Consider the following 26,986-nt stretch of genomic DNA (forward strand, 5'->3'; position numbering starts at 1 on the left):
GCGGCGCCAGGGGTATCCATGACATCTTCTCCAAAGCGGCTGATTCCGGCCACCTTCGTGCTGCTCTGGGCGACGGGCTTCATCGGCGCGCGCTACGCCATGCCTTGGGCGGAGCCGTTCACCTTCCTGGCCGTGCGCTTCGTCCTCGCCTTCCTGCTGCTCGGCGCAGTGATGCTGGCGCTCGGCTCCACCAGGCTCACGCGTCGGGCCGCCCTGCACTCCGTACTCATCGGCATGCTGCTGCATGGGGTCTATCTCGGCGGCGTGTTCTGGGCGATCCACCAGGGCTTGCCGGCGGGCCTGTCGGCGCTGATCGCCGGGCTGCAGCCGCTGGTCACCGCCGTACTTGCAGGAAAGCTGCTCGGCGAGGAGATCAAGCCCAAGCACTGGGTCGGGCTTGCCATTGGCTTCGTCGGCGTGGTGATCGTGCTTTCCCCCAAGCTCGGCGCGATCGGCGGCGGCGTGACCTGGCAGACGCTGACTGCGTCAGTGATCGCCATGGCCGGCATCAGTGCCGGCACCATCTGGCAGAAGCGCGTCGGCGCGGCCAGCGACCTGGTATCAGGTACATTCTGGCAATATGTCGGCGCTGCGATCCTGATGACCATCGCCTCCTTCGCCTTCGAACACCAGCAGGTGACGATCAATGGCGAGCTGATCTTCGCCATGGCCTGGCTGGTGTTCGTGCTGTCGATCGGCGCGATCTTCCTGTTGATGGTGATGATCCGCGACGGCGCCATGTCGAAGGTGGCATCGCTTTTCTACCTCGTGCCGGCGGTGACCGCTGTCCTTGCCTGGCTGCTGTTCGGCGAAGAACTGTCGGCGATCCAACTGGTTGGCATGGCGATCGCCACGCTCGGCGTCGGCCTGGCGACGGCTCAACCCGGCACGCGGGCGCGGGCTTCGAGATAGCGGCTGATCGCGGCATTGAGCTCGCCGCCGAGGATGAAGATCGCCGAGACGATGTAGAGGAAGACCACCGCGATCATGATCGAGGCGAGGCCGGCATAGGTGGTGACGTAGGACGAGAAGGTATCGAGATAGGCGGCGAAGATCGTCGAGCCGACAACCCAGGCGATGAGCGTGAAGACGATGCCGGGGATGATGCTGAGGAAGCGACGGCGGCCGGCCGGCAGCCACATGTGCACGGCAAACAGGCCGAAGACGATGACCGCCGAAGCGATGGTGAAGCGCCAGACGGTAATGGTGCCCATATAGGGCTGGATCCATTCGAACTTGGCTTCGAGGATGCGCGCGATGATCGGCGCGAACACCAGAAGCACCGAGATGGCGACAAAGCTGATCGTGGCGATGAGCACGAAGAAGATGCTCTGGATACGCCGGAACCAGAAGGTGCGGGTCTCGGTGATGCGGTAGGCACGGTTGAGCGAGGTACGCAGCGCCTCGACGCCGTTTGAGGCAAAGTAGGCGGCAAGCACGACGCCGTAGGTCAGAAGATCGGTGCGCGGCACGGTGAGAACATTGACCACCTCGCGGGCGATGGGGGCCGCGATCTGGTCGGGCCAGGTGTCGAAGACGAGATGCACGGCCGTTTCGGCGAACGCATCTGCGCCCAGAAAGCTGGCGAGCGTGGTGGCGAAGATCAGGAACGGGAACAGCGCCATCAGCGCCGAAATGGCGAGATGACTGGCCATCGCCCAACCGTCGTCATCATGGAAATGGCCGGCTGCGTCGAAGAGCACGCGCCTCGTGGCGACGATCTTGCGCATCAGCTCCAGTTTTCCGCTCCGTCCGTTGGGTCCTGGCCAACTACCTAGCGGCCGACAGTGACACGGCCAATCATGAATTGGCCAATTGTTTCGTGGCGGCGAATATGGGAAGGCTTTGCCCTCATTTGCAAGGCCGGGCAAAAACGAAGTGAACCCGATCAACGAGTTACGCACGATAATCGTGACCGGCGCGTCGTCGGGCATCGGCGCTCATTGCGCCCGCGCACTGAAGGCCGAGGGCTGGCGCGTGTTCGCCACGGCGCGCAAGACCGAGGATCTGGCGGCACTCGAGACCGACGGTCTCGAGGCGCTGTTCCTCGACTACGCCAAGCCGGAATCGATCGAGGCGTTGGTCGAAACCGTGCTTGAACGTACCGGCGGCAGGCTCGACGCGCTGTTCAACAATGGTGCGCACGCCCAGCCGGGCGCAGTCGAGGATCTGCCGATGGCGGCACTGCGGGACCAATTCGAGGCCAACTTCTTCGGCTGGCACGACCTGACACGGCGCGTCGTTCCGGTGATGCGTGCGCAGAACCACGGCCGCATCGTCAACTGCTCGTCGATCCTCGGCCTGACGCCGGTGCCGTTCCGCGGCGCCTACTCCGCCTCCAAGCATGCGCTGGAGGGGCTTATGCTTTGCATGCGTCAGGAACTCGCCGGCAGCGGCGTCCATGTCGCGATGATCGAGCCCGGCCCGATACGCTCGAAGATCGCCACCAACGGGCTCGACTGGTTCCTGCGCTACATCGACCACGAAAACTCGCCACACCACGTGGCCTATCGCGCCCAACTCGACAGGCTGTCCAGCGGCGGCTCGAAATCGCGGCTCAAGCTGGGACCGGAAGCGGTTCATGCGGTATTGCGACACGCCCTGCTGTCGCCCCGGCCGCGCCCGCATTATGTTGTCACGACGCCCGCGAGAATCGGCGTCGTGCTGAAGCGCCTGCTGCCTGCTTCGCTGCTTTACAGAATTCTGGCCCGCCAAGCCTGACCGGCCTACGACTGAACTGGAACCAATATGGCTACCGTCTTCAACATCCTCGCCGTCGTCTTCATGTTCGCCGTGGTGGTGGTCCTGATCCGCGGCCTGATCCACATGCTGCGCGGCGGCTCCGGCAACACCTCGAACAAGCTGATGCAGGCACGCGTGCTGCTGCAGGCAGTGGCGCTGGTGTTCATCCTGCTCACCCTTTATTTCACCCGTGACGGCTGAGCGGAGCGCGGAATGGTCAAGCTCAACAAGATCTACACCCGCACCGGCGACGATGGCACCACCGGCCTGGGCTCGGGCGAAAGGCGGCTGAAATCAGACCTGCGCGTCGAAGCCTATGGCGCCGTCGACGAGGCCAATGCCTGCATCGGCATGGCGCGGGTGCATACCGCGACGGAGAACCCCGACATCGACGCCATGCTTTACCGCATCCAGAACGACATGTTCGATCTCGGCGCGGACCTGTCGACCCCCGACACCGGCAAGGACCTTGGCTACGAGCCGCTGCGCATCATCGCCAGCCAGACCGCGCGTATCGAGGCCGACATCGACGTGCTGAACGCCGGTCTCGAGCCGCTGCGCTCGTTTGTGCTGAATGGCGGATCGGCGGCGGCAGCAGCGCTGCATCTGGCCCGCACGGTTGCCCGCCGCGCCGAGCGTGTGATGGTGGCCTTGGCGCAGGACCCCGGCGAACACGTCAACCGTGAGGGCATCCGCTACATCAACCGGGTTTCCGACCTGCTGTTCGTTGCCGCGCGTGTGGTCAATGACAACGGAAAAGCCGATGTGCTATGGGTTCCCGGCAAGAACCGCTGATTTGCTGATAAGGTTGCCGGGAGGGCGGAAGCGAGCCGCATGTTCATTCCGCTCTATGATTCCAATCACCTGCGCCACATCAGGCTGCAATATGTCACGCTCAGCCTGATCGCGATCAACGTCATCGTGTATCTCCTGACCACGGTCGGCGGCGAGGACTTTGCCACCGCTGCCGTGCTCGGGCTCGGCTACATCCCCTCCGTCGTGCACGATCTGGCGGAGCTGTCGCCGGATCTGATCATCATTCCGGAAAACTTGAGCTACGTCACCTATTCCTTCCTGCATGGCGACATCTTCCATCTCGGCGGCAACATGCTGTTCCTCTGGGTGTTCGGCGACAATGTCGAAGATGCGCTCGGGCATTTCCGCTTCCTGGTGTTCTACTTGCTCTGCGCGGTCGCCGGCGCTTTCCTGCACGGGCTGATCCTGCCGGATTCGCAGACGCCACTGATCGGCGCCTCGGGCGCCATCGCCGGCATCGTCGCCGCCTACCTGATCCTCTACCCCCGGGTGAAGGTGTGGGTGCTGGCCTTCGCCCGTATCCCGCTGCGCATTCCGGCCTGGATCCCACTGATCCTGTGGGTCGCCTTCCAGTTCCTGATGATCGCCATCGGCGGCGACGACGAGGTCAGTTGGGCGGCGCATGTCGGCGGCATCGTCGCCGGTGCCGTGATGGTGCTCGTCCTGCGCCGCCGCGAGGTGCCGCTGTTTGCCGATGCCGAAGAGGCGGTGCCGAGCCCTGACAAGGCCGAGGCGCCGGCCATGCCGGAGCCCGCTACGCCCGAGCCGCCGACAGCCCAGCCGACCACGCGCTGGGGCCGGCAATAGCGGTCACTGGCACAGCTTTTTTCAAACGATTTGAGCTTCAAGCAGATATTGACGCTAAGGTTAGCCGCAACTACGGTCCCGCCGCTTGCGGCAGCCCTCCCGCCACCAAAAGCGCGAGATCAAGTCTGTTTTTCCGCCCAATATGTCGGCAATCGACAATTGCGTGGGACCAAGCGCTGCTATAGCGCGCACAATATCGCTGTTCAGAGAGGTACCAGCCCATGAAAGTTCTCGTCCCGGTCAAGCGGGTTGTCGATGCGAACGTGAAGGTGCGCGTGAAATCGGACGGCTCGGGCGTCGAGCTCGCCAACGTCAAGATGGCGATGAACCCGTTCGACGAGATCGCGGTCGAAGAGGCCATCCGCCTCAAGGAAGCCGGCAAGGTCGAAGAGATCGTCGTGGTTTCGATCGGACCTGCGCAGGCCCAGGAAACGCTGCGCACCGCTCTCGCCATGGGCGCCGATCGCGCCATCCTGGTGAAGACCGACGAAGCCGTCGAGCCGCTCGGCGTCGCCAAGGTGCTGAAGGGTGTGGTCGAGGCTGAGACGCCGGGCCTGGTGCTGCTCGGCAAGCAGGCGATCGACGACGATTCGAACCAGACCGGCCAGATGCTGGCGGCCCTGCTGGGCTGGGCCCAGGGCACCTTCGCCTCGAAGATCGAGCTCGCCGGCGATCATGCCAACGTGACGCGCGAAGTCGATGGCGGCCTGCAGACGGTGTCGCTCAAGATGCCGGCGATCGTCACAGTCGACCTGCGCCTCAACCAGCCGCGCTATGCCTCGCTGCCCAACATCATGAAGGCCAAGAAGAAGCCGCTCGACGAGAAGTCGGCCGCCGACTTCGGTGCCGACATCACGCCGCGCCTCAAGGTGCTGAAGACCGAGGAGCCGGGCGGCCGCAAGGCAGGCATCAAGGTCAAGACCGCGGCTGAGCTCGTCGACAAGCTGCGCAACGAAGCCGGCGTGCTCTAAGCGAAGCGGAAAGGGATCAAAAACATGGCAATTCTCCTCATCGCCGAACACGACAACGCTTCGCTCTCCGACCAGACCGCCAAGGCGCTGTCGGCGGCCCAGAAGATCGGTTCCGACATCGACGTGCTGGTCGCCGGCAAGGGCGCCAAGGCAGCGGCCGATGCCGCCGCCAAGCTGAAGGGCGTGCGCAAGGTTCTGCTCGCTGAAAGCGAAGAACTGGCCGAACGCCTGGCCGAACCGACTGCGGCACTCGTCGTCGGCCTCGCCGGCAACTACGACACCATCGTCGCCGCTGCCACCTCGACCGGCAAGAACGTTGCTCCGCGCGTCGCTGCCCTGCTCGACGTCGCCCAGGTCTCGGAAATCATCGAGGTCGTCGCCCCGGACACCTTCAAGCGTCCGATCTATGCCGGCAACGCCATCCAGACGGTGCAGGCACCCGGGGCCAAGAAGGTGATCACCGTGCGCACTGCCTCGTTCCAGGCAGCCCCCGAGGGCGGTTCAGCCGCCGTCGAGGCGGTTGCTGCAGCCGCAAATCCCGGCCTGTCCTCCTTCGTCGAGAACAAGCTGTCGGAGAGCGATCGTCCGGAGCTGACCTCGGCCAAGATCATCATCTCGGGTGGCCGCGCGCTCGGTTCGTCGGAGAAGTTCCAGGAAGTCATCCTGCCCGTCGCCGACAAGCTCGGCGCCGCCGTCGGCGCCAGCCGTGCTGCGGTCGACGCCGGCTACGCTCCCAACGACTGGCAGGTCGGCCAGACCGGCAAGGTGGTCGCCCCCGATCTCTACATCGCCTGCGGCATCTCGGGTGCGATCCAGCACCTCGCCGGCATGAAGGACTCGAAGGTCATCGTCGCCATCAACAAGGACGAAGAGGCCCCGATCTTCCAGGTGGCCGACTATGGCATCGTCGGCGACCTGTTCACTGTCCTGCCCGAGCTCGAAAAGGCGCTTTGACGCCCGATCAGCTCAGGGATTAAAATGTGATGGCCGGGGTAGACGAGTGCTACCCCGGCCATTTAGTTTGCATTGCACAAAACTAAAAGAGCCTGCGACGGGATAGGTGTGATGACGGGTAAGATCGAGACGATCGGCATTGTCGGCGCTGGCCAGATGGGCGGCGGTATCGCACATGTTTCGGCACTCGCCGGCTACAGTGTGCTGCTCTACGACTTGTCGCCGGAGCGCATCGAAAAAGGCATCGCCACCATCAATGGCAATCTGGCGCGCCAGGTCGCTTCGGGCAAGCTCGAGGACCAGGCCCGCAAGGATGCGATGAACCGCATCTCGTCCGCACCCGCCATGGCCGACCTCGCCAGCGCCGATCTCGTCATCGAGGCGGCGACCGAAGACGAGACGATCAAGCGCAAGATCTATGCGCAGCTGTGTCCGCAGCTGAACCCGGAGGCGATCCTCGCCACCAACACCTCGTCGATCTCGATCACGCGGCTGGCCGCCCAGACCGATCGTCCCGAGCGCTTCATCGGTATCCACTTCATGAATCCGGTGCCGGTGATGAAGCTGGTCGAGCTGGTGCGCGGTATCGCCACCGAAGACAAGACTTTCGAATCCGCCAAGGCCTATGTCGCCAACCTCGACAAGACGGTGACGGTCTCGGAGGATTTCCCGGCTTTCATCGTCAACCGCATCCTTTTGCCGATGATCAACGAGGCGATCTACACGCTATATGAAGGCGTCGGCACCGTCGAAGCCATCGACACGGCAATGAAGCTCGGCGCCAATCACCCGATGGGGCCGCTGCAGCTCGCCGACTTCATCGGCCTCGACACCTGCCTGTCGATCATGCAGGTGCTCCACGACGGCTTGTCGGACTCGAAGTATCGCCCCTGCCCGCTGCTGGTGAAATATGTCGAAGCCGGCTGGCTCGGCCGCAAGACCGGACGCGGCTTCTACGACTATCGCGGCGAGCACCCGGTCCCGACACGCTGAGCGGCGTTCCGGCGGGCGCCTCGCCTGCCATGAACCTGCTGCCTCAGTTCGGACGTCCCTGATAATACCAGCTCGGCGTCCGTTCCGGCGGCATCGGCGCCAGTTCGACGCGGTTGCGGCCTGCGCCCTTGGCTTCGTAGAGATGCAGGTCGGCGACGCGGAACAGCTCCTCGAACAACACCGGCCGGTCGAACAGGGCGCCACCGACGCTGACCGTCAGCGTGTGGCGGTTGCCGCCGGGCCGGAAGGGTGCGTCGGCCACCGAACGGCGGATACGCTCGGCGATATCTGCGGCACTGAGCGGCGACGCGCCGGGCAGGAAGACGGCAAACTCCTCGCCGCCGAGACGGCCGAGCATGTCGTCTCCCCTCAGGCAGGGCTGGATCGCCGCGACGATGACGCGCAGTGCCTCATCGCCTTCGGCATGGCCGAAACGGTCGTTGACCATCTTGAAGTGATCGGCGTCGATGACGAGCAACGCGCCCATGGCGCGCTGGCGGCGCGCGATCTCGCGGGTAAGCACATTCTCGACGCGGGATGAGAACGCCCCCCTGTTGAGGCAGGCGGTCAGTGCGTCGGTCGAGGCGGCGACAACGAGCTTGTGGTTGACGACGGCCAGTTCGCGCAGCTTGAGCGTCAGGTAGAAAAACAGCGGTGCTGCCAAAAGTATCGGCACGAGCGTCGCTTCGATCAAGGCGAGACCGAGCATTTCCGAGCCGGCATTGCGAAACAGGGCAATCGTGACCACGAGCGAGACGGCGACACAACCGAGCGTTCCGAACACTGTCCAGCCCGCGAGTTGCAACCATGCCCTTGAAGACAGTTTCGTCAACGATGCCGGCAAATCTGACACCTCCTGGATCGTGAGCCGATTTTCGATCAGGCTGCATGAACAAGAGGTTAGCACAGGTCGTCAAATTCAAGCGATCGCTCACGATTGCTGTCGGACAGCCATGCGCACGTCGAAAGCTCAGCAAGACACAACAGCAGCGAGGTTCGTCGCCCTCCCTCTAGACGCGCTTGCCGTCGCTGCCGAAGAAATGCAGCTTTTCCCGCCGCGTAAAGATCGGCAATTGGTCGCCCGCCTGCACCTCGGTGCGGCCAGCGACGCGCACCACGATCTTGCCGCCGCCAGCCGCGCAATAGAGGAAACTCTCGGCGCCCACCGGCTCGACGCCCTCGACCCTGGCCATCAGCCGGAGGCCGTCACTGGATGCAGCACCATCGGCGCCGACTTCGCAATCCTCGGGGCGGAAGCCGATCGTCGCGGCGTTGCCTGCTATTTCGGGCAAAGTCACCGCATCTTCGAGCTGGCCGCCGCGCAGCGGCAGAAGGTTCATCGGCGGCGCGCCGATGAAGGAAGCGACGAAGGTCGATGCCGGCTTTTCATAGATGTCGAGCGGCGCGCCGAGCTGTTCGACCAGCCCGCCATTCATCACCACCAGAACGTCGGCCAGCGTCATCGCCTCGAGCTGGTCATGGGTGACATAGACCGAGGTGACGCCGAGCTGGCGCTGCAGGCTCTTGATCTCGACGCGCATCTGGCCGCGCAGCTTGGCGTCGAGGTTGCTGAGAGGCTCGTCGAACAGGAACACCTTGGGGTTGCGCACGATGGCGCGGCCCATGGCGACGCGCTGGCGCTGGCCGCCCGAGAGCTCACGCGGGCGACGTTCAAGCAGGTGCTCGAGTTCCAGCGTCTTGGCAGTGGTCCGCACGCGCTTGTCGACCTCGTCCTTCGGCATGCCGCGGTTGCGCAGGCCGTAGGCCATGTTGTCGTAGACCTTCATATGCGGGTAGAGCGCATAGTTCTGAAACACCATGGCGATGTCGCGCTCGGTCGGGCCGACGGCGTTGACCACCTTGCCGTCGATCGAGCAGGTGCCGGCCGAAATAGTTTCCAGCCCTGCAATCATGCGCAAAAGCGTGGACTTGCCGCAGCCCGAGGGGCCGACGAGCACGCACAAAGCCTTGTCGGGAATGGCGATGGAGACGCCCTTCACCGCTTCGACCCCGCCGGCATAGACCTTGCGTACGTCCTTGAGATCGACGGTTGCCATTATTTCTCCGTATCGACGAGGCCGCGGACGAACCAGCGCTGCATCAGCACAACGACCAGGATGGGCGGCACGATGGCCAGCATGGATGTGACCATCACCAGATGCCATTCGGTATCGGCATCGGCAAAGGAGATCATCTTTTTCAGTGCAATGACGATGGTGTTCATGTCGTTACGGTTGGTGACGAGCAGCGGCCAGAGATATTGCGTCCAGCCATAGATGAACAGGATGACGAACAACGCCGCGATATTGGTGCGCGACAGGGGCAGCAAGATATCCTTGAAGAAGCGCCAGGGGCCGGCGCCGTCGACGCGCGCGGCCTCGACCAGCTCACCCGGGATGGTGAGGAAGAACTGGCGGAACAGAAGCGTCGCGGTGGCGGACGCGATCAGTGGCAAAATCAGCCCAGTGTAGGTGTCGATCAGGCCGAGATCGACCATCACCTTGTAGGTCGGCAGGATCCGCACCTCGACCGGCAGCATAAGCGTGATGAAGATCAGCCAGAAAAACACCATGCGGAACGGAAAGCGGAAGAAGACGATGGCATAGGCCGACAGGATCGAGATGACGATCTTGCCGATGGCGATGCCGAGCGCAACGATGGTGGTGTTGACCAAAAGGGTTGCGACGCTGACCCCGCCGATGCGCCCGACGCCGCCGAACAGCGCCTCGTAATAATTCTCGACAAAACGGTCGCCGGGCAAAAGCGGTAGCGGCGGACGCAGGATCGTCTGCAGCGAATGGGTCGAGGCAACGAAGGTGTAGTAGATCGGGAACGCGACGATGACGATGCCGAGGATCAGGATGGCATGCGCGACGTAAATGCCGGCGATCGACTGGCCGATCATCAGCTTGTCGTGACCGCTCGCAGGCACAAGGGCTTTCGGCTCAGCCATAATGCACCTTCCTCTCGACATAGCGGAACTGGATGGCGGTGAGCGCGATCACGATGACCATCAGGATCACCGACTGTGCCGCCGAATCGCCGAGGATCAGATTGACGAAGCCGTCATTGTAGACCTTGTAGACCATCGTCTCGGTCGCCTTGCCCGGCCCGCCGCCCGTCACGGCATGGATGATGCCGAAAGTGTCGAAGAAGGCGTAGACGGTGTTCACCACCAGCAGGAAGAAGGTCGTCGGCGCCAGCAGCGGAAAGACGATGGTCCAGAAGCGCTTGTTTTCGCCGGCGCCGTCGATGGCCGCCGCCTCGATCAAAGTCTTGGGGATCGCCTGTAGGCCGGCGACGAAAAACAGGAAATTATAGCTGATCTGCTTCCACGACGCGGCAGCCACCACGAGCACCATCGCCTGCTCGCCATCGAGCAGCGGGTCCCAGTTGATGCCGAGCCAGCGCAGGCCATAGGCAAGCGAGCCGATCGAGGGGTTGAACAGGAACAGCCACAGCATGCCGGCAATGGCGGGTGCGACCGCATATGGCCAGATCATCAGCGTGCGGTAGAGCCCGCGGCTGCGCACCACCTTCTCGGCCATGACGGCGAGCAGCAATGCCGTCGCCATCGCCACCGCCGCGACCGAGATCGAGAAGATCGCAGTCACCTGGATCGAGTTGAGGTAGTTGGGGTCCGACAGGACCTTCTTGAAATTGTCGAACCAGACGAATTTCGACGACAGCCCGAACGGGTCCTCGCGCAGCATCGACTGGCGCAACGCCTGGCTGGCCGGCCAATAGAAGAAGATCAAGGTGATCGCCAGCTGCGGCGCCACCAGCAGGTAAGGCAGGATCTTGTTGGGAAAGACGACGCGTGGGGACAATGAGGGCCTCTGGTTACGCGTTTGTCAGAAATGGCCTGGCGCCGCATTCTTCGGCCCAGCGTTTGCGCTGCCCCTCACCCTTACCCTCTCTCCCCGTGAAGAACGGAAAGAGGGAGCGGGCCACCTTGCCGCTTGTCCCTTCTCCCCGTCATAAGGGGAGAAGGTGCCGGCGGGCGGATGAGCGGCAGCGCTACGATGGCATCAAGCGGGCGTCAGTTGCCGATCGCTTCCTGGATCGCCTTGTTGCCGCGCGTGACAGCGTTGTCGAGCGCCTGCTGGGCGGTCTGCTGGCCGGCGAGCATCTTTTCGAACTCTTCGTTCTCGATGTCGCGGACCTGCGGCAAGTTGATGAGGCGCACGCCCTTCGAGTTTTCGGTCGGGGCCTTGCCCATCATCTGGGTGATCGGAATCTCTCGGCCCGGGTTCTTGTCATAGAAGCCGGACTTCTTGGTTTCTTCATAGGCAGCAATGGTGACCGGCAGGTAGCCGGACACCTGGTGCAGGCGGGCCTGAATCGGCGTCTGCGACAGGAAGGTGAAGAAGGCTGCGACGCCCTTGTACTCTTCGTCCGATTTGTCGCCAAAGACCCAGAGGCTGGCGCCTCCCGGGATGGTGTTCTGCGGTGTGCCTTCGAGATCAGGATAGTAGGGCAACTGGCCGAGGCCATAGTTCATGCCCGACTTGATGACGTCGCCCAAGCCGCCCGAGGACTCGGTGAAAAGGCCGCATTCGCCGGCGAGGAAAAGCTGTTTGGCCTCGGAAGTGCGACCGCCATACTTGAAGGTGCCGTCCTTGGCGAGGTCGGCGATTGCCTGGAAGTGCTTGACGAAGGGCTCCGAATTGAACTTCAGCTCGACGTCTGTCCCGGCAAGGCCGTTTTCGTTGGTGCCGTACTGGAGGTTGTTCCAGGCGGCGAAATTCTCCAGGCCGATCCAGGTCAGCCAGGTCGAGGTGTAGCCGCAATTCGCAGCGCCGCTGGTCTTGATCTTCTTGGCGGCTTCGAAGACTTCCGGCCAAGTCTTGGGCGGATTGTCGGCATCGAGACCGGCCTTCTGGAAGATGTCCTTGTTGTAGTAGAGGATCGGCGAGGACGAATTGTAGGGGAACGACAGCATCGTGCCATCCGGCTTCGAATAATAGGCGACAATACCGGGCAGGTACTGGCTCTTGTCGAAGGCCGCGCCACCCATGGAAAGGATATCGGCGACCGGCTTGACCGCGCCTTCGGCTCCCATCATGACGCCGGTGCCGACGTCGAAAACCTGGATGATGTGCGGCGACTGCTTGGCGCGGAAGGCGGCGATGCCGGCATTCAACGTTTCGGGATAGGTGCCTTTGAAAACCGGAACGATCTTGTAGTCGCTCTGGCTCTCGTTGAATTCCTTGGAAAGCTGCTCGACGACCTCGTTGTTCGCGCCGGTCATGGCATGCCACCATGAGATCTCGGTGACGGCGAAGGCGGAGGTGCTGGACAACAGCGTCATGGTGGCGGCAACTCCGGCCGCGAAGCCTAGGGTCTTCATTGTCTCGCTCCCGTTCTGGTTGGCGAAATGTTTAGTTCCGCTAGGACCAGTATTGTCGGATTATGACAGCGCCACAACAGTTTTGTAGCGATCGTATGAAGGTCGCATTTGGCGCGCTTCGATTTCGCTTTTTCCACAACCACATGACATGCTTTCGTTTTTCTAGAAAACGAAAACAAATTGCCGAGAATTGGACTCACCCCACCTGCCGACAACGCCGGCTAATGAACGGCTGGAAATGGAATGGACATGCCGCGCGGCTTCCTTCGCGGATGAAAACCGCGAAGATGACGGCCTCGACAGTGCAATCTCAAATTGCAGCGGCGCAAAAGCAAACGTGTGTGGACACGCAAGGCCCTAATTGGCGAGCGCCGCCTCGACCAGCTTTTTGGCGTCGGGGCTGGCCCATTCGGCGGGGCCGTTCATGTTGGCAAGCAGGCAGCCTTCGCCGTCGATCAAAAGCGTGACCGGCAGGCCGAGCGCCAGCCCTCGCTTCTTCAGATCGTTGAACACGGCGAGCGTGTTGTCGCGGTAATGGCCAAGCGAGGAGATGCCGATCTCTTCGAGGAACTTCTGCGGCTTGGTGTCGTCGCCGGTGTCGACATTGATCGCCACGACCTCGAACTCCTCGCCGCCCATCTCGCGCTCCAGAGCATCGAGCGCCGGCATCTCGGCGCGGCACGGCGCGCACCAGGTGGCCCAGAGATTGACCAGCAACGTGCGACCGGCATGGTCGGCGATGGTCATCGGCTTGCCCTCGGGATCGTTGAAGGCAAGCGTCTTCAGCGACTGCGGCGGGTCGGCCGGCATCATCGCGGCGACATGGCCGACGGCGACGGCACCCACGGCTTTGGCCTTTTCTGCCTTCGCCGCGCACAGCTTGTCGTCGGGGCTTGCAGAACTGGTGTCGGCGGCGACCGTCGGCTGCGGCGTCTTGTTGCCAGGAAGGGTCGTGCTGACATATACCGCGACCGCGCCGGCGATCACGCCCGCAACGGCGGCAATCAGTATATGGCGTGGGGCTGGAAACATTTTTCTGCGGTCCGACATCTAATCAATTTTCTCCGGAGCCCGGGTATCACGATGAGCGACAAGAAGGCCAGCAACCAGATGTGGGGCGGACGTTTTGCCTCGGGCCCGGCTGCGATCATGGAAGCGATCAACGCCTCGATCGGCTTCGACAAGAAGCTGTATGCCCAGGACATCCGAGGGTCCGTCGCCCACTCCGAGATGCTGGCGGAAACGGGCATTATTTCGGCTGGCGATCAACAGAAAATCGCTCACGGCCTGAACACGATCCTGCGAGAAATCGAGGACGGCAAGTTCGCCTTCTCGACCCGGCTCGAAGACATCCACATGAATGTCGAGTCGCGCCTTGCCGAACTGATCGGCGCCTCCGCCGGACGCCTGCACACTGCACGCTCGCGCAACGACCAGGTGGCCGTCGACTTCCGGCTCTGGGTCAAGGACGAGTTCCATCGCGTCGCCGAGGCACTGAAGGGGCTGATCGCCGCCTTCCTCGAACGCGCCGAGCAGCATGCCTCTACCGTGATGCCCGGCTTCACCCATCTTCAGACGGCGCAGCCGGTGACCTTCGGCCATCACTGCATGGCCTATGTCGAGATGTTCGCCCGTGACCTCAGCCGCGTGCGCGACGCCATCGAACGCATGAACGAGAGCCCGCTGGGTGCGGCAGCGCTTGCCGGCACCGGCTTCCCCATCGACCGCTTCAAGACTGCCAAGGCCCTCGGCTTCCGCGAACCGACGCGCAACTCGCTCGACAGCGTGTCGGACCGCGACTACGCGCTGGAGTTCCTGTCGATCGCTGCGATCTGCGCCACCCACATGTCGCGCCTCGCCGAAGAGATCGTCATCTGGTCGACGCCGCAATTCGGCTTCGTGCGCCTGTCGGATTCGTTCTCGACCGGCTCGTCGATCATGCCGCAGAAGAAGAACCCCGACGCCGCCGAGCTGGTGCGCGCCAAGACCGGCCGCGTCAACGGCCACCTGATCGGCCTCTTGACCGTCATGAAGGGCCTGCCGCTGACCTATTCCAAGGACATGCAGGAAGACAAGGAAGCGGTGTTCGACGCCGCCGAGACGCTCGACCTGATGCTGGCCGCGATGACCGGCATGGTCGGCGACATGACGATCAACGAGCAGGCGATGAAGAAGGCCGCCGGCTCGGGCTACTCGACCGCCACCGACCTAGCCGACTGGCTGGTGCGGACGCTGGGCATGCCGTTCCGCGAGGCACACCACGTCACCGGCCGTGCCGTGGCGCTGGCCGAAAGCAAGAAGGTCGGGCTCGAAAAGCTGGCACTGGAAGACCTCAAGTCGATCCATGACGGCATCACCGACGACATCTTCTCCGTGCTGTCGGTGCAGAACTCGGTGAAGAGCCGCACGTCCTTCGGTGGAACAGCACCTGCAGAGGTCAAGAAGCAGGTTCGCTATTGGAAGAAACGGCTGGCAAAAGCGTGATCTAGCCGGGGTGCAAAGCCCAAGAATCTCCGCTACAAGCAGCGGGGAAATTTTCGCGGACGGATGGAACATGACCGCTGGCAGGATTCTGGTGACGCTCGGGCTGATTGCGGCGGTTGGCATGGCTTCCGCCTGCGGCCGCAAGGGCGACCTCGACACCCCCTATGAGGCTGCCGTGCAGGCGCAGAAGGATGCCCAGAAGGCCGGCCAGCCGGCTGGCCCGGCACCGGTAAAACCGGTCGAGGACAAGCCTTTCATCCTCGACCCGCTGCTCTGAGCCGCTGTTCATTTTCGAAAGCATGCTGCCGTGAACCATTTCGACTATCGTGACGGCGTCCTCCACGCCGAAGACGTGGCGCTGACCGATATCGCCGCTGCCGTCGGCACGCCGTTCTACTGCTACTCGACCGCGACGCTGACGCGTCATTTTCAGGTCTTCTCCAAGGCCTTCGCAGATCTCGATGCGCTGGTCTGCTATGCGCTCAAGGCCAACTCGAACCAGGCCGTGCTGAGGACGCTGGCAAAGCTCGGTGCTGGCGCCGACACGGTGTCGGAAGGCGAGATGCGGCGCGCGCTGGCCGCCGGCATCCCGGCCGGGAAGATCGTCTTTTCGGGCGTTGGCAAGACGGCGCGCGAAATGGACTTCGCGCTGCAGGCCGGCATCCTGTGCTTCAACGTCGAATCCGAGCCGGAGCTCGAGCTTCTGTCGGCACGCGCTGTTGCCAACGGCAAGACCGCACCAGTGTCGCTGCGCATCAACCCTGATGTCGACGCCAAGACGCACAAGAAGATCTCGACCGGGCTTGCCGAGAACAAGTTCGGCATCCCGCGTCAGCGGGCGCGCGAAGCCTATGCCCGCGCAGCAGCCCTGCCCGGCATCAAGGTCACCGGCATCGATATGCATATCGGCAGCCAGATCACCGAGCTGCAGCCTTTCGACGACGCCTTTGCGCTGATGGCCGAGCTGGTGGAAACGCTGAAGGCGGACGGCCATGAGATCGACCATGTCGACCTCGGCGGCGGCCTGGGCATTCCTTACAAGACCGACAACAACCCGCCGCCTTTGCCCGACGCCTATGCCCAGATCGTGCACAAGCGCGTCGGCAAGCTCGGCCTCAAGGTGATGTTCGAGCCGGGCCGGCTGATCGTCGGCAATGCCGGCATCCTGGTTTCGGAAGTCATCTTCGTGAAGGAAGGCGACGCCAAGAATTTCCTCATCGTCGATGCGGCGATGAACGACCTGATCAGGCCGACGCTTTACGATGCCTATCACGACATCCGCCCGGTGGTGCAGCCGGCAGCAAACGTGCCGCGCATGACCGTCGACATCGTCGGTCCCGTCTGCGAGACCGGCGACTACCTCGGCCTCGACCGCGACCTGCCCAGGCTGAAGGCCGGCGACCTGATTGCCGTCGGCACGGCCGGCGCTTATGGCGCGGTTCAGGCAGGCACCTACAACACGCGGCTGCTGGTGCCCGAAGTTCTGGTCGACGGCGACCGTTTCCATGTCGTCCGCCAGCGCCGGACCTATGAAGAGCTGATCGGCCTCGATTCCGTGCCCGACTGGCTCGCCTGACGGCGCACCAGATTGTCAGGGTGAGCAGGGAATTCTACGGCGTTCCTTACGCCTGCCCCGGAAGTGCTGTGCGTTGAGCTTCACGATTACGTTGGTCGCCTCGCCTTCGCCGCGATTGATGGTATTCTCCCAGAGGCAGGGTGGCTGCATCCCGCGCCGCCCAAGCGGAAGGGCCGATGACGGAACCGACACGACCAGCGCTGCATCGTAGCATTGCCGCCGGCCTGGGCAGGACGCGCCTGGCCATCGCCACGGCGATGATCGTCGAGCGCGGCTGGCCGCTGGTGTTGCCGCTGATCGTTATTGCCAGCCTGTTCGTCAGTCTGTCCTGGCTCGGCCTGTTCCGGCTCCTGCCCGACATGGCGCGACTGGGGCTGGCCGTGACCTTCGTCGCAGCCGCGTTGGCCTCGCTCTATCCGCTGCGCTTTTTCCGCCTGCCGAGCTGGGCTGAGATCGACAGCCGTCTCGAACGCGCCAACCAGCTGCTGCACACGCCGGTGCAGGTCCAGACCGACAAGCCGTCGGGCAAGCCGGACAGCTTTGCCGACGCCTTGTGGCGCGAGCACCAGAAGCGCATGGCCGAACGGCTTGGCACGCTGGGCGGCGACCTGCCCCGGACGCAAGTACCCGAACGCGACCCATGGGCACTTCGCGCCGCCGCTGCCCTGTTGTTCGTTTGCGCCTTCGCATTTTCCTTCGGCCCGACCGGCGGCCGGCTGGGCGACGCCTTCCGGGCGCATGCGGCGCACGACACTGTGCCGCCGCGCATCGACGCCTGGGTGACGCCGCCGACATATACGGGCAAGGCACCGATCTTCCTGACCGCCGATGCAAGCAGGGACGTTCCTGTCATCAACGTGCCCGAGGGCAGCGAACTGTCGCTACGCGTCACCGGCGGCTCGGGCGACGAAACGCTCGCCTTCACCGATGCCGCAGGCACAGTGCGCGACATCGTACCCAATGGCGTCAACACCGACGCAGCAACGCCTGTCGCGACAGGCCCGGTTGCCACGGTCAGGCAGTTTGCCGAAAAGCTCACCGCCCAGGGTAAGCTCACGCTGAAATCCGGCGACGACGAGCTCGACAGCTGGGCCTTCACCGTCATTCCCGACAGCGCGCCGAAAATCAGCTTCGTCGGTGAGCCCAAACGCGCCGTCAACGGCACGCTGGAACTGACCTACAATATCGAGGACGACTATGGCGCGGCCTCGGCCAAGGCCGAATTCGCCCTTGCCGACGCGCAGCCGCTGGATGCACGCCCGCTCTATGGCCCGCCCGAAATGCCGCTTTCCCTGCCCCGCCGTGGTGCGACCAAAAAGCCGGTGAAGGCGACGCGCGACCTGACAGAGCATGTCTGGGCTGGTGCTTCGGTGAAGCTCACCTTGCATGCTAGCGACGATGCCGGCCAAGAAGCCAAGAGCGAAACCAAGACGATCATCCTGCCGGAAAAACCGTTCACCAACCCGCTCGCCCGGGCGGTGATCGAACAGCGGCGCCTGCTGGCGCTCGACGCCAACGCCAAGCGGCGCGTGCTTGATCTGATGGACGCGATCACACTGCGTCCCGAGGACACGATCGACAATCTCTCGCACTACCTGGCGCTGATGAGCGCCCGCTCACGGCTCAAGATGGCCAGCTCTGACGACCAACTGCGCGAGGTGGTCACCTATCTCTGGCAGGTGGCGCTCGGCATCGAGGACGGCGACCTGTCGGCGGCGGAAAAGCGCCTGCGCCAGGCCCAGCAGGCCTTGCAGGACGCGCTCGAACGCGGCGCCAGCGACGAAGAAATCGACAAGCTGATGGCCGAGCTGCGCGAGGCGATGAACGACTTCCTGCGCGAGTTCGCCGAACGCAACCAGCAGAACAAGACCGCGCAGGACCAGACGCCGGCCCAGGAGTTGCGCCAGAGCGACCTGCAGCGCATGCTCGACCAGATCGAGAACCTCGCCAAGTCGGGCAACCGCGACCAGGCGCGCGAGTTGCTGTCGCAGTTGCAGGACATGATGAACAACCTGCAGGCCGGCAAACGGCAGCAGGGTCAGCAGGGCCAGCAGAATTCCGAGATGCGCCAGCAGATGGACAAGCTCGGCGAGATCATGCGGCGCCAGCAGGAGATGATGAACGAGACCTTCCGCATGGACCAGATGCAGCGTGGCCAAGGCGAGCAGAGCGATCCCTTCGGCGAGAACGGCGAGCCCGGCCAGCAGCAGCAACAGGGCGAGCAAGGCCAGCAAAACAAGGGCCAGCAGGGCCGGCCGATGACGCCGCAGGAATTTGCCGACGCGATGAAGCAGCTGCAGCAGGGCCAAGGGCAGCTGGAAAAGGACCTCGAAGCGCTGATGAAGGGGCTCGAGGGCCTCGGCATCAAGCCGGGCGAAGGTTTTGGCGACGCCGGGGAATCGATGAACCAGGCCGAGGGTTCACTCGGCAAGGGCGAAAGCGAACGCGCCGTCGGCCACCAGGGCCGCGCGCTGGAAGCGCTGCGCAAGGGCGCCCAGGACATGATGCAGCAGATGCAGGCCATGCAGGGCGACCAGGGCGGCAGCGGCGAAGGCGGCCGCCAGCAGAATGCCGACCGCGACCCGCTCGGCCGGCCCCGCGCCACCACCGGTCCCGACTTCGGCGACTCGACCAAGGTGCCCGACGAGATCGACGTGCAGCGCGCCCGCCAGATCCTCGACGCCATCCGCAAGCGCCTGGGCAATGCGCTCAGCCCCGAACTGGAGCGGAGTTATCTCGAACGCTTGCTGGAGCTGCGGTAGCCGCGAGCTCACTACGTTTGTTCCTCCTGTACCGACGCACTCCGCCCCACCCCTCTCTGTCCTGCCGGACATCTCCCCCGCAAGGGGGGAGGTTAGTCTCGTCACCGGCACTGCTCATCCTGTCACGTGGTAGCAACGGGCCGTGTGGCTGGTGGTTGGCGGTGGGGGTCGATGACGGCATGATCTCCCCCCTTGCGGGGGAGATCCGGCGGGACAGAGAGGGGTGCGAGAGGCGCGAGTTCGAAGGCGTAATGCTCAAATCGCTCACGCCTTGGCGCCGCACACCCAGCCTCAGCCGGGAACCATGCCCGCCTCCTGCGCCATCGCAAAATCCTTCTGGCTGGCGCGCTGGAAGGCGGGGCGTGCTGCCAAGCGCTCGACATAGTCCAGGAACACCGGCTTCTCGGGCAGCGTCTTCAGCACACGGATGCCGAAATTGATGCCGCCGCCGATCTGGGTGTCAGCTGCGGTGAAGCGGTCGCCTGCGATGTAGGGGCGCGAGGACAGCGTCCTTTCGAGATTGTCGACCATCTCGCTGAACGAGCCGTAGGAATAGCCGCTGCCCATGAATTCGTGACCATACGCCTTGGCCGCCAGCACTGGGTCGAACACCGAATCGGCATAGACGAGCCAGGTCAGGTAAGGCGCGCGCAGCTTGTCGCCTATGGCAGGTGCAAGGCCGGCTTCGGGGAAGACATCACAGAGATAGGTGCAGATTGCCGCCCGCTCGGTGACCAGGATGCCATCGTGGATGATCGCCGGTACCTTCTTGTTGGGCTGGATCGAACGATACTCTTCCGGCACCCCGCCAGGTGCGCGGATATCGACCTTCTCGACCGTGTAGGGGGTGCCGAGTTCCTCAAGCAGCCAAAGCACGTTGGACGCGCGCGACCAGGGCGCGTGGTAAAAGGTGATCATAACTTCCTCCTCATTTCAGAATGCCGCCTGCATAACATTGGTCTCCTGACAGCCTTTTGTCAGGAAGCATGGCAGGATACGGCTTGTTCCCAGCGATCAGCGCCGCTGATGGAAAGCCTCGCGGATGGCGTCGGCCATGGCGTCGACGGCTTCGCTGTTGGCGCGCGGATTGCGATGCATGACGACCCTGGTCGTGTCGATCGCCCCGAATCCTTCGGCCTCCGTCAGCTCGCGGCAATCCGGTGGAATGTTGCTGCGGGCCATCGGCGCCAGCGCCAGTCCGGCGGTGACGGCAAGGGAGAGGCCGTTGGTGGTATCGCTGGTGTAGGCGAAACGGTAATCGATGCCGCGCTGCTCGAGTGAGCGAAGCGCATACTCCCGCGACCAGCCGTGGCGGGTGTACATGGCAACCGGCAGCGGCCGCTCCAGATGCAGCTGGTGGTGAATGGAGGTCACCCAGACCGTCGGGTCATTCATCAGGACTTCGGCGCCCGATGGAAATTGCCACTCGAAGACCACGGCAAGATCAAGTTCGCCGGCCGCGAGCGAAGCCAGTTGGGAGACCGAATAGCCGAACCGCACCGTCACCTCCACCTTCGAATGGCGCTTGGCAAAGGCACCCAGGGCACGCGACAGAACAGGCTGGCCATATTCCTCTGGGATGCCAATGCGGACCGGTCCGCCAAGCGGCGCCGCGCGCATCGACGACGCCGTTTCATCGAGCAGGGCAACGATGCGGCGCGCATTTCCGACGAGCTCGGTGCCGCGTTCGGTCAGGGCGACGCCGCGCGCGCCGCGCGTGAACAGCACCTCGCCGACGACCTCCTCGAGGCGCTTGATCTGCATGCTGACCGCGGACTGGGTGCGCCCGACACCTTCGGCCGCGCGGGTGAAATTGCCGCTCTCGGCAACCGCGAGGAAGGTGCGCAGCAGGTCGCTGTCGAGGCGTGCGGTCATGAAAACGTTTTCAGCCATAAGAAATTCTAATGGCTGCCATCATTCCAATTCGTTTGCATTGTGTCAAACGGCGGGGAATAGTCCCGCTACCCATTGGAAGGTGGTCGCAAGAGATGCGGCTGCGGACTGGTAATACCGTCCTCACTTTCACCCGCCGCAATCTTGCCGGCGGGTATTTTTTTGGGGCAGCTGTGCGCCAGTCGCTGTCGCCGCTGGCCCAACAGGAGGCGCCGACAAGCGCTCTCGTTCCGCCCGATCTCAAGGTACAAATATCGGGACGACCTCTTAGCCAGGCACTCCTGCACCATGCACAACAGAACGCTTCTCGGCATCCTCTGCCTTTGCCTGGGCGTGCTGGTGTTTTCGATCCAGGACGCGCTGATCAAGGCCGTGGCCGGCACCTATCCGGTCAGCGAAGCGCTGCTGATCCGCGCCGTGGTGGCGTTGCCGATCCTGCTCCTGCTGGTGCATCGCGATGTCGGGCTTCCGGCACTCGCCTCGCCCAACTGGCGCTTCCTCGCAACGCGCTCGACGATCCTGTTCGTGTCTTACTGCGCCTACTACCTGGCGATACCGGCGCTGCCGATCGCCGATGCGGCGGCGCTCTTCTTCCTGACGCCATTGCTGATCATGACCATGGCCGGTCCCTATCTCGGCGAACCGGTGCCGTGGCAGAGCCTTGCCGCCGGCACGGTCGGGCTTTTCGGTGTGGTCATCATGGTCAATCCCGGCGCCGGCATCTTCGAATGGGCGGCCTTGCTGTCGCTCGCCTCGGCGTTTCTCTACAGCTTCTCGCAGCTGATGGCGCGCAAGGTCGGCGTGACGGAAAGTGCGACGACAATGGCCTTCTACCAGAACGCCGCCTATCTCTTCGGCGCCGTGCTGATCACCACGATCTTCTCGGCCGCCGGCTTCCAGCAGACAGGCCATCCCAGCCTCGATTTTTTGATGCGGCCATGGATCTGGCCGAGCCTGCGCGACTTCCTGATGATGGGCGCCTGCGGCATCATTGCCGCTGTCGGCATGGTGCTGCTTGGCCAAGCCTATCGGCTGACGCCCGCCAACAAGGCGGCGACTTTCGAATACACCGGGCTGTTGTGGGCACCGCTGTGGGGCTTCCTGTTATTCGCCGAGGTGCCCGGAACCGGCACGGTGATCGGCGCGCTGCTGATCGTCGGCGCCGGTATATTCGCGCTGAATGTCGGGACGCGGACGCCTCAGGCGGCGCCGGCGAGCGCCACTGCCGACTGAGCAGCCAGCGCCCGCGAAACGCGGTCACGAATGTCGTTGAGCGTGAACGGCTTCTGCACCACATCGATGATGATGGCGTCGAGTTCCTCTGCGCGCTCGCGCTGGTCGGCATAGCCGGTCATCAGCAGGATCGGCAGCCCGGGATAGGCGCGTGCTGCATTCTGCGCCATCTCGATGCCGTCCATCTCCGGCATGCGGATGTCGGTGACGATCAGGTCGTACCCGCCGCGCTCTGCGTGAATGGAGTCGAGCCCTTCGGCGCCATCGCAAGCGACGTCGACCTTGTGGCCGGCGCGTTCGAGCGCGCGGGCTGCGAGAGTGCGGACGGACTCATCGTCCTCAACGATCAGAAGTTTTGCCATGGCGGCGATATTTGCCGCGACTGGTTGACGATTCCTGAATGCCGCAAAATTTGTGATTAGCGGCTGATCAGTCTTCGCCCTTGACCACTCCGACGAAGGGCAGTTCGCGGAAGGCGTGCGCCACATCCATGCCATAGCCGACGACGAAATAGTCGGGACAGTCGAAGCCGACATAATCGGCATTGAGGTCGGTCTTGCGGCGCATGCGCTTGTCGAGCAGCACAGCGATCGAGCAGCTCTTGGCGCCGCGCGACATCATCAGCTCGCGGGTGAACTTCAGCGTCTTGCCCGATTCGAGAATGTCGTCGATCAGCAGGACGTCGCGGCCGGCAACCTCGTTGTCGATGTCACGCAGCACGCGGACCTCGCCGCTCGTGGTGCCGGCACCATAGCTTGAAATGAAGATGAACTCGACCTCCGGCGACAGGCCGACGTCGTGCATGGCGCGGATCAGGTCGGCGGCGAAGATGAACGAACCCTTCAGCACCGAGATGACCAAAAGGTCAGTGTAGTCGTGCGCCGCGATATCCTTGGCGAGTTCGAGATTGCGCCGTGCGATCGCCGAGGCGGAGAACAGCACTTCGATTTCCTTGTCGCGCACAACAGGCATGACAGCATCCTATTCCGAGAAAGCGACCCTGACGGTCTTTACCCCGTTCATAGGCACGTCGAGCCGGCTCGAAAAGTCCCATCTTGCGCCGGCTGCCACCGGAACCGTGCCTGTCCCCAGCCTGTAACGCAGGACTTTACCGTCTTCGCCGGTGACGGCGATGACGATCGGCGGCAGCGATACCGCCCTGTTTCCGTCGTTGAAAGCGGTGCCGTCGACGAGCAGAAGCGGCTTTCGGCCGGAGCTGTCGATGCGCGAAACGACGTCGGCGAGGCGCAGCTTCGGCGCCTGCCATGACAGCGGAAACGCCGCAGCATGCAGCACCTGGTGTCCGCCGGCGACCCAAAACGCCATTGCCACCAAGGAGATACAGGAGAGCCAGAAGATCGGCCCGCCGCGCGTCGGCCGGGCGTCCAGCCGCGAATGCGCTGGCCTGAGCATCTCCATTCCGCCCCGATTGGCTGGCTGAGTGGCGAGGACAGGCTGGACGGCGGATGATTCGTTTCGGCGATCGGCGCGAGCCACGACTTCGAAATCGGCGTCGACAATGTCCAAGGCAGGCGCGCGCTGGGGTTGGGCGGATGTGTCGCGGCCGTCATCGGTCATGATTTCGCCGGAAACCGGGCGTGCTTTCCGCTGCTCAGCCATCAGACCCCTTAGACATTCTGCCGAGAGGGGGTAAACGGAAATGGTTAATGCTTCGCCACCGAGGTGCTTCGGCGCCCCATTCCGGACGGAAATTAACCGTCTCTTAACCATGCGGACCCATGGTCGTTTCGTAGAAACGGGCAGCCAGGGTCCCGATGAATCTCCGTGGATTCGCAAGTTCCCAGGGTTTCGTAAGTTCCCAATGTTTCGCAAGTTCAAGGTCTGCAGCACGTGATCCGCTTCGAGAATGTCGGCCTCAGATACGGGATGGGACCGGAGATCCTGCGTGACATCTCCTTCCACATCCCCGAGCGCTCGTTCCAGTTCCTGAGCGGGCCGTCGGGCGCGGGCAAGACCACCCTGCTGCGGCTGCTGTTTTTGTCGCTCAAGCCGACGCGTGGCCTGATCAGCGTCTTCGGCAAGGACCGTTCGCGCATCTCGCGCACCGAGCTGCCGCTGATGCGCCGGCGTATTGGCGTGGTGTTCCAGGATTTCCGCCTGCTCGACCACATGACCACCTACGAGAACGTGGCGTTGCCGCTGCGCGTGCGCGGGCGCGAAGAGGCAAGCTACCGCACCGACGTCACCGAACTGCTCAAATGGGTCGGCCTCGGCGAGCGCATGCATGTGCTGCCGCCGGTGCTTTCGGGCGGCGAAAAGCAGCGCGCCGCGATCGCCCGCGCGCTGATCGAGCAGCCCGAGATCCTGCTGGCCGACGAGCCGACCGGCAATGTCGACCCGCCACTGGCGCGGCGCCTGCTCAGGCTGTTCATCGAGCTCAACCGGCTTGGCACCGCGGTGGTGATCGCAACCCACGATCTCGGCCTGATGGACCAGGTCGATGCTCGGCGCATGATTCTCGCCGGCGGAAGGCTCGACATCTATGACTGAGGCCCAAGCCGACAGCAGCACACACCACGAGGAATTCGAGGACGAATTCGAGGATGCGCCGCTCCAACAGCCGGCGCCAAGGCTGCAGCGCAAGACCGCCCCCATCGTGCCGTCACAGAACATCGCCGGCCGCGCGCTGGTGCTGGTCATCGCCATCATGACGTTCTTGTCGTGCCTGACGCTGGGTGCGGTCACGCTGGTGCGCGACACCGCCTCGGTGTGGGAAAACCAGATCGCCCGCGAGGCGACGATCCAGATCAAGCCCGCCGAAGGGCTGGACATGGAGGCGGCACTGGAGACGGCCGCACGCATCGCCGGCGAATTCGCCGGCGTCAGCGGCACCAAGATCGTCGATCGCGCCGCTACCGCGCGGCTGCTCGAACCGTGGCTCGGCTCGGGATTGAACATCGACGAGCTGCCGGTGCCGCGGCTGGTGATCGTCACCATCGACCAGAGCAGCCCGCCCGATTTCGGCGCGATGCGCCAGGCGATCAGCCCCAAGGTGCCAACCGCCACGCTCGACGATCACCGCACCTGGGTCGACCGGCTGGTGGCGATGGCGCGCACGACGGTCACCATCGGCACCGGCGTGCTGGTGCTGATGCTGGCAGCGACTGTGCTGTCTGTGGTGTTTGCGACGCGCGGCGCCATGGCCGGCAACGGCCACATCATCGAGGTGCTGCATTTCGTCGGCGCCGAGGCCAATTTCATCGCCAGCGAGTTCCGCCGTCACTTCCTGCTCACCGGCATGACGGGTGCGGCCGCCGGTGGCGTTGCCGCTGTGGTGGTCTTCATCATCTTTTCGTGGTGGTCGTCGCTCAATCTCGCGACGCCGGAAGCCGACCAGGCAACCGCCCTGTTCGGCAACTTCGCCATCGGCCTGAACGGTTATCTCGGCGTCGCCGTGATCGTCGCTGTCATTGGCGCATTGACTGCCGCGACATCACATTTCACCGTCGTCAGCTATCTCGGCGACATCGACGTGCAGCATCCGGAAAGGATGTGATCACCGATGATGTCACTTTGTTGCAGAATGTGCTTAGATAGGCGCTGCAAAAGCCGCAATCCCTGCTTAACCATGGCTTCGTGATGGGTCAGAACGCGCTCGCCGCATCGGGGACGGTTTCCGGATCGAAAATCTACCCGGCCGGGCTCAAGCCGCGCCGGAGAAGTGTTTTTTTGCGCCGCATTTTGTTCATCCTCGTCGCAGCGGCCTTCATCTTCACCGGTGGCTTCGCGCTGTTTGCAACGCATGTCAGTCGACTGACCACGCCGGCCAACCCTGCCAAGGCCGACGCCATCATCGTTTTGACCGGCGGCCAGTCGCGGCTGGATGCGGCACTAGACCTGCTCAAGGCCGGCAAGGGCGAACGCCTGCTGATCAGCGGCGTCCATCCCTCGGCAACGCGCCGCCAGCTGCAGCTGGCGACGCGCAGCGACAAGTCGCTGTTCAACCGTGTCGACATCGACCGCGCCGCGCTCGACACCATCGGTAATGCCGAGGAAAGCGCCAAGTGGGTCGAAAGCCACGACTATGCCCGTGTCATCCTCGTCACCAACAACTACCACATGCCGCGCAGCATGCTGGAAATGGGCCGGCTTTTGCGCAAGGCCAGCCTGGACCCCTACCCGGTCGTCAACTCCAAGCTTGGCGAAGGCCGCTGGCTGACCAAGCCCGAAGCGTTCCGCGTGCTGTTCACCGAATACAACAAGTACCTGCTGGCGCTCGCGCGCGGCATCGTGCCGGTCAAGCCGACCTCGGACGGCATGGTCGTGGTGCAGGCCGCCGCCGAATAGGCACTCTGCCACGCAAAAGCTCATTCCAAGACGAAGCGGCGTTTTCCTTTTTGGACGGCTTGGTGTAACCAACGGCGAAATCCCGTCCTCAGGC

General features: G+C 63.6%; 28 protein-coding genes. 16 read left to right on the forward strand and 12 right to left on the reverse strand.

The annotated features are described in order from the left end of the window. Positions 1 to 18 precede the first annotated feature (18 nt). The gene (locus Amn_RS23350; RefSeq protein ID WP_192314426.1) at positions 19 to 912 is read left to right on the forward strand and encodes a DMT family transporter; all 894 of its coding nucleotides are present in this window, start codon (positions 19 to 21) and stop codon (positions 910 to 912) included. Here Amn_RS23350 and Amn_RS23355 read toward each other — a convergent pair. Continuing rightward, a complete protein-coding gene (locus Amn_RS23355) occupies positions 879 to 1,730 on the reverse strand; it encodes a YihY/virulence factor BrkB family protein (protein WP_182575183.1) in 852 nt (283 codons plus the stop codon). The two genes, Amn_RS23350 and Amn_RS23355, sit on opposite strands and share 34 nt — an antisense overlap. Before the next feature lie 148 nt (positions 1,731 to 1,878). On the opposite strand from Amn_RS23355, the gene Amn_RS23360 reads away from it, so the two are divergent. From Amn_RS23360 to Amn_RS23390, 7 genes are all read left to right on the forward strand, one after another. Continuing rightward, positions 1,879 to 2,721, forward strand: coding sequence for an SDR family oxidoreductase (locus Amn_RS23360; protein WP_067957716.1), 843 nt, complete (start codon positions 1,879 to 1,881; stop codon positions 2,719 to 2,721). A gap of 27 nt (positions 2,722 to 2,748) precedes the next feature. Then, complete coding sequence (locus Amn_RS23365; RefSeq protein WP_286292334.1) at positions 2,749 to 2,943, forward strand: twin transmembrane helix small protein; 195 nt, start codon at positions 2,749 to 2,751, stop codon at positions 2,941 to 2,943. Positions 2,944 to 2,955: 12 nt separating this feature from the next. After that, complete coding sequence (locus tag Amn_RS23370; protein ID WP_067957709.1) at positions 2,956 to 3,537, forward strand: cob(I)yrinic acid a,c-diamide adenosyltransferase; 582 nt, start codon at positions 2,956 to 2,958, stop codon at positions 3,535 to 3,537. Between the two features lie 39 nt (positions 3,538 to 3,576). After that, complete coding sequence (locus Amn_RS23375; RefSeq protein ID WP_067957706.1) at positions 3,577 to 4,365, forward strand: rhomboid family intramembrane serine protease; 789 nt, start codon at positions 3,577 to 3,579, stop codon at positions 4,363 to 4,365. 221 nt (positions 4,366 to 4,586) lie between these two features. Then, positions 4,587 to 5,336, forward strand: a complete 750-nt coding sequence (locus Amn_RS23380; RefSeq protein WP_067957703.1) for an electron transfer flavoprotein subunit beta/FixA family protein — start codon at positions 4,587 to 4,589, stop codon at positions 5,334 to 5,336. 24 nt (positions 5,337 to 5,360) lie between these two features. Continuing rightward, on the forward strand, positions 5,361 to 6,290 hold the full coding sequence (locus Amn_RS23385; protein ID WP_286292345.1) for an electron transfer flavoprotein subunit alpha/FixB family protein: 930 nt from the start codon (positions 5,361 to 5,363) through the stop codon (positions 6,288 to 6,290). A gap of 111 nt (positions 6,291 to 6,401) precedes the next feature. Continuing rightward, a complete protein-coding gene (locus tag Amn_RS23390) occupies positions 6,402 to 7,283 on the forward strand; it encodes a 3-hydroxybutyryl-CoA dehydrogenase (protein WP_067966133.1) in 882 nt (293 codons plus the stop codon). A 43-nt stretch (positions 7,284 to 7,326) separates the two neighbouring features. Here Amn_RS23390 and Amn_RS23395 read toward each other — a convergent pair whose 3' ends face one another. From Amn_RS23395 to tlpA, 6 genes are all read right to left on the reverse strand, one after another. Continuing rightward, positions 7,327 to 8,067: a GGDEF domain-containing protein gene (locus Amn_RS23395; protein ID WP_182575180.1), complete on the reverse strand. Its 741-nt coding sequence runs from the start codon at positions 8,065 to 8,067 to the stop codon at positions 7,327 to 7,329. Between the two features lie 226 nt (positions 8,068 to 8,293). Next, on the reverse strand, positions 8,294 to 9,340 hold the full coding sequence (gene ugpC, locus Amn_RS23400) for a sn-glycerol-3-phosphate ABC transporter ATP-binding protein UgpC (RefSeq protein WP_154386140.1): 1,047 nt from the start codon (positions 9,338 to 9,340) through the stop codon (positions 8,294 to 8,296). Continuing rightward, a complete protein-coding gene (gene ugpE / locus Amn_RS23405) occupies positions 9,340 to 10,188 on the reverse strand; it encodes a sn-glycerol-3-phosphate ABC transporter permease UgpE (protein WP_154386175.1) in 849 nt (282 codons plus the stop codon). Before ugpE ends, ugpC begins: the two co-directional genes overlap by 1 nt. Before the next feature lie 40 nt (positions 10,189 to 10,228). Continuing rightward, a complete protein-coding gene (gene ugpA, locus Amn_RS23410) occupies positions 10,229 to 11,113 on the reverse strand; it encodes a sn-glycerol-3-phosphate ABC transporter permease UgpA (RefSeq protein WP_067957693.1) in 885 nt (294 codons plus the stop codon). A 212-nt stretch (positions 11,114 to 11,325) separates the two neighbouring features. Beyond that, on the reverse strand, positions 11,326 to 12,636 hold the full coding sequence (gene ugpB / locus Amn_RS23415) for a sn-glycerol-3-phosphate ABC transporter substrate-binding protein UgpB (protein WP_067957691.1): 1,311 nt from the start codon (positions 12,634 to 12,636) through the stop codon (positions 11,326 to 11,328). A gap of 357 nt (positions 12,637 to 12,993) precedes the next feature. After that, positions 12,994 to 13,686 (reverse strand): thiol:disulfide interchange protein TlpA, encoded by a 693-nt coding sequence (gene tlpA, locus Amn_RS23420; protein ID WP_067957688.1) that lies wholly within the window; start codon positions 13,684 to 13,686, stop codon positions 12,994 to 12,996. 33 nt (positions 13,687 to 13,719) lie between these two features. On the opposite strand from tlpA, the gene argH reads away from it, so the two are divergent. The 4 genes from argH to Amn_RS23440 all read left to right on the forward strand — a co-directional run bounded on the left by argH (position 13,720) and on the right by Amn_RS23440 (position 19,458). Further along, positions 13,720 to 15,120 (forward strand): argininosuccinate lyase, encoded by a 1,401-nt coding sequence (gene argH / locus Amn_RS23425; protein ID WP_067957685.1) that lies wholly within the window; start codon positions 13,720 to 13,722, stop codon positions 15,118 to 15,120. Positions 15,121 to 15,190: 70 nt separating this feature from the next. Then, on the forward strand, positions 15,191 to 15,397 hold the full coding sequence (locus Amn_RS23430; RefSeq protein WP_154386139.1) for a lipoprotein: 207 nt from the start codon (positions 15,191 to 15,193) through the stop codon (positions 15,395 to 15,397). Between the two features lie 30 nt (positions 15,398 to 15,427). Next, a complete protein-coding gene (gene lysA / locus Amn_RS23435; RefSeq protein ID WP_185910318.1) occupies positions 15,428 to 16,696 on the forward strand; it encodes a diaminopimelate decarboxylase in 1,269 nt (422 codons plus the stop codon). A gap of 176 nt (positions 16,697 to 16,872) precedes the next feature. Then, positions 16,873 to 19,458, forward strand: a complete 2,586-nt coding sequence (locus tag Amn_RS23440) for a TIGR02302 family protein (protein ID WP_154386138.1) — start codon at positions 16,873 to 16,875, stop codon at positions 19,456 to 19,458. Positions 19,459 to 19,749: 291 nt separating this feature from the next. Here the strand turns inward: Amn_RS23440 and Amn_RS23445 are convergent, their stop codons facing one another. Both Amn_RS23445 and Amn_RS23450 read right to left on the reverse strand, forming a co-directional pair. Continuing rightward, entirely contained in the window at positions 19,750 to 20,376 is a 627-nt protein-coding gene (locus Amn_RS23445) for a glutathione S-transferase family protein (RefSeq protein WP_154386137.1), read from the reverse strand. Positions 20,377 to 20,472: 96 nt separating this feature from the next. Then, on the reverse strand, positions 20,473 to 21,333 hold the full coding sequence (locus Amn_RS23450; RefSeq protein WP_067966130.1) for a LysR substrate-binding domain-containing protein: 861 nt from the start codon (positions 21,331 to 21,333) through the stop codon (positions 20,473 to 20,475). Between the two features lie 306 nt (positions 21,334 to 21,639). Here Amn_RS23450 and Amn_RS23455 point away from each other — a divergent pair, with 306 nt between their 5' ends. After that, positions 21,640 to 22,584 (forward strand): DMT family transporter, encoded by a 945-nt coding sequence (locus Amn_RS23455; protein ID WP_154386136.1) that lies wholly within the window; start codon positions 21,640 to 21,642, stop codon positions 22,582 to 22,584. On the opposite strand, the gene Amn_RS23460 is transcribed toward Amn_RS23455, so the two are convergent. The 3 genes from Amn_RS23460 to Amn_RS23470 all read right to left on the reverse strand — a co-directional run bounded on the left by Amn_RS23460 (position 22,551) and on the right by Amn_RS23470 (position 24,315). Continuing rightward, complete coding sequence (locus Amn_RS23460) at positions 22,551 to 22,946, reverse strand: response regulator (protein ID WP_154386135.1); 396 nt, start codon at positions 22,944 to 22,946, stop codon at positions 22,551 to 22,553. The genes Amn_RS23455 and Amn_RS23460 overlap by 34 nt on opposite strands. Before the next feature lie 67 nt (positions 22,947 to 23,013). Next, on the reverse strand, positions 23,014 to 23,556 hold the full coding sequence (gene hpt, locus Amn_RS23465) for a hypoxanthine phosphoribosyltransferase (RefSeq protein WP_067957665.1): 543 nt from the start codon (positions 23,554 to 23,556) through the stop codon (positions 23,014 to 23,016). A 9-nt stretch (positions 23,557 to 23,565) separates the two neighbouring features. Continuing rightward, positions 23,566 to 24,315, reverse strand: coding sequence for a hypothetical protein (locus tag Amn_RS23470; protein WP_154386134.1), 750 nt, complete (start codon positions 24,313 to 24,315; stop codon positions 23,566 to 23,568). A gap of 120 nt (positions 24,316 to 24,435) precedes the next feature. On the opposite strand from Amn_RS23470, the gene ftsE reads away from it, so the two are divergent. From ftsE to Amn_RS23485, 3 genes are all read left to right on the forward strand, one after another. Then, positions 24,436 to 25,095 (forward strand): cell division ATP-binding protein FtsE, encoded by a 660-nt coding sequence (ftsE, locus tag Amn_RS23475; RefSeq protein ID WP_067957659.1) that lies wholly within the window; start codon positions 24,436 to 24,438, stop codon positions 25,093 to 25,095. Next, positions 25,088 to 26,101 (forward strand): cell division protein FtsX, encoded by a 1,014-nt coding sequence (locus Amn_RS23480; RefSeq protein ID WP_154386132.1) that lies wholly within the window; start codon positions 25,088 to 25,090, stop codon positions 26,099 to 26,101. Before ftsE ends, Amn_RS23480 begins: the two co-directional genes overlap by 8 nt. 173 nt (positions 26,102 to 26,274) lie before the next feature. Continuing rightward, positions 26,275 to 26,892: a YdcF family protein gene (locus Amn_RS23485; protein WP_246340916.1), complete on the forward strand. Its 618-nt coding sequence runs from the start codon at positions 26,275 to 26,277 to the stop codon at positions 26,890 to 26,892. Positions 26,893 to 26,986: the final 94 nt, after the last annotated feature.

Source organism: Aminobacter sp. Y103A (assembly GCF_030294925.1).
In the GTDB taxonomy this organism is placed as follows: Bacteria; Pseudomonadota; Alphaproteobacteria; order Rhizobiales; family Rhizobiaceae; genus Aminobacter; species Aminobacter ciceronei.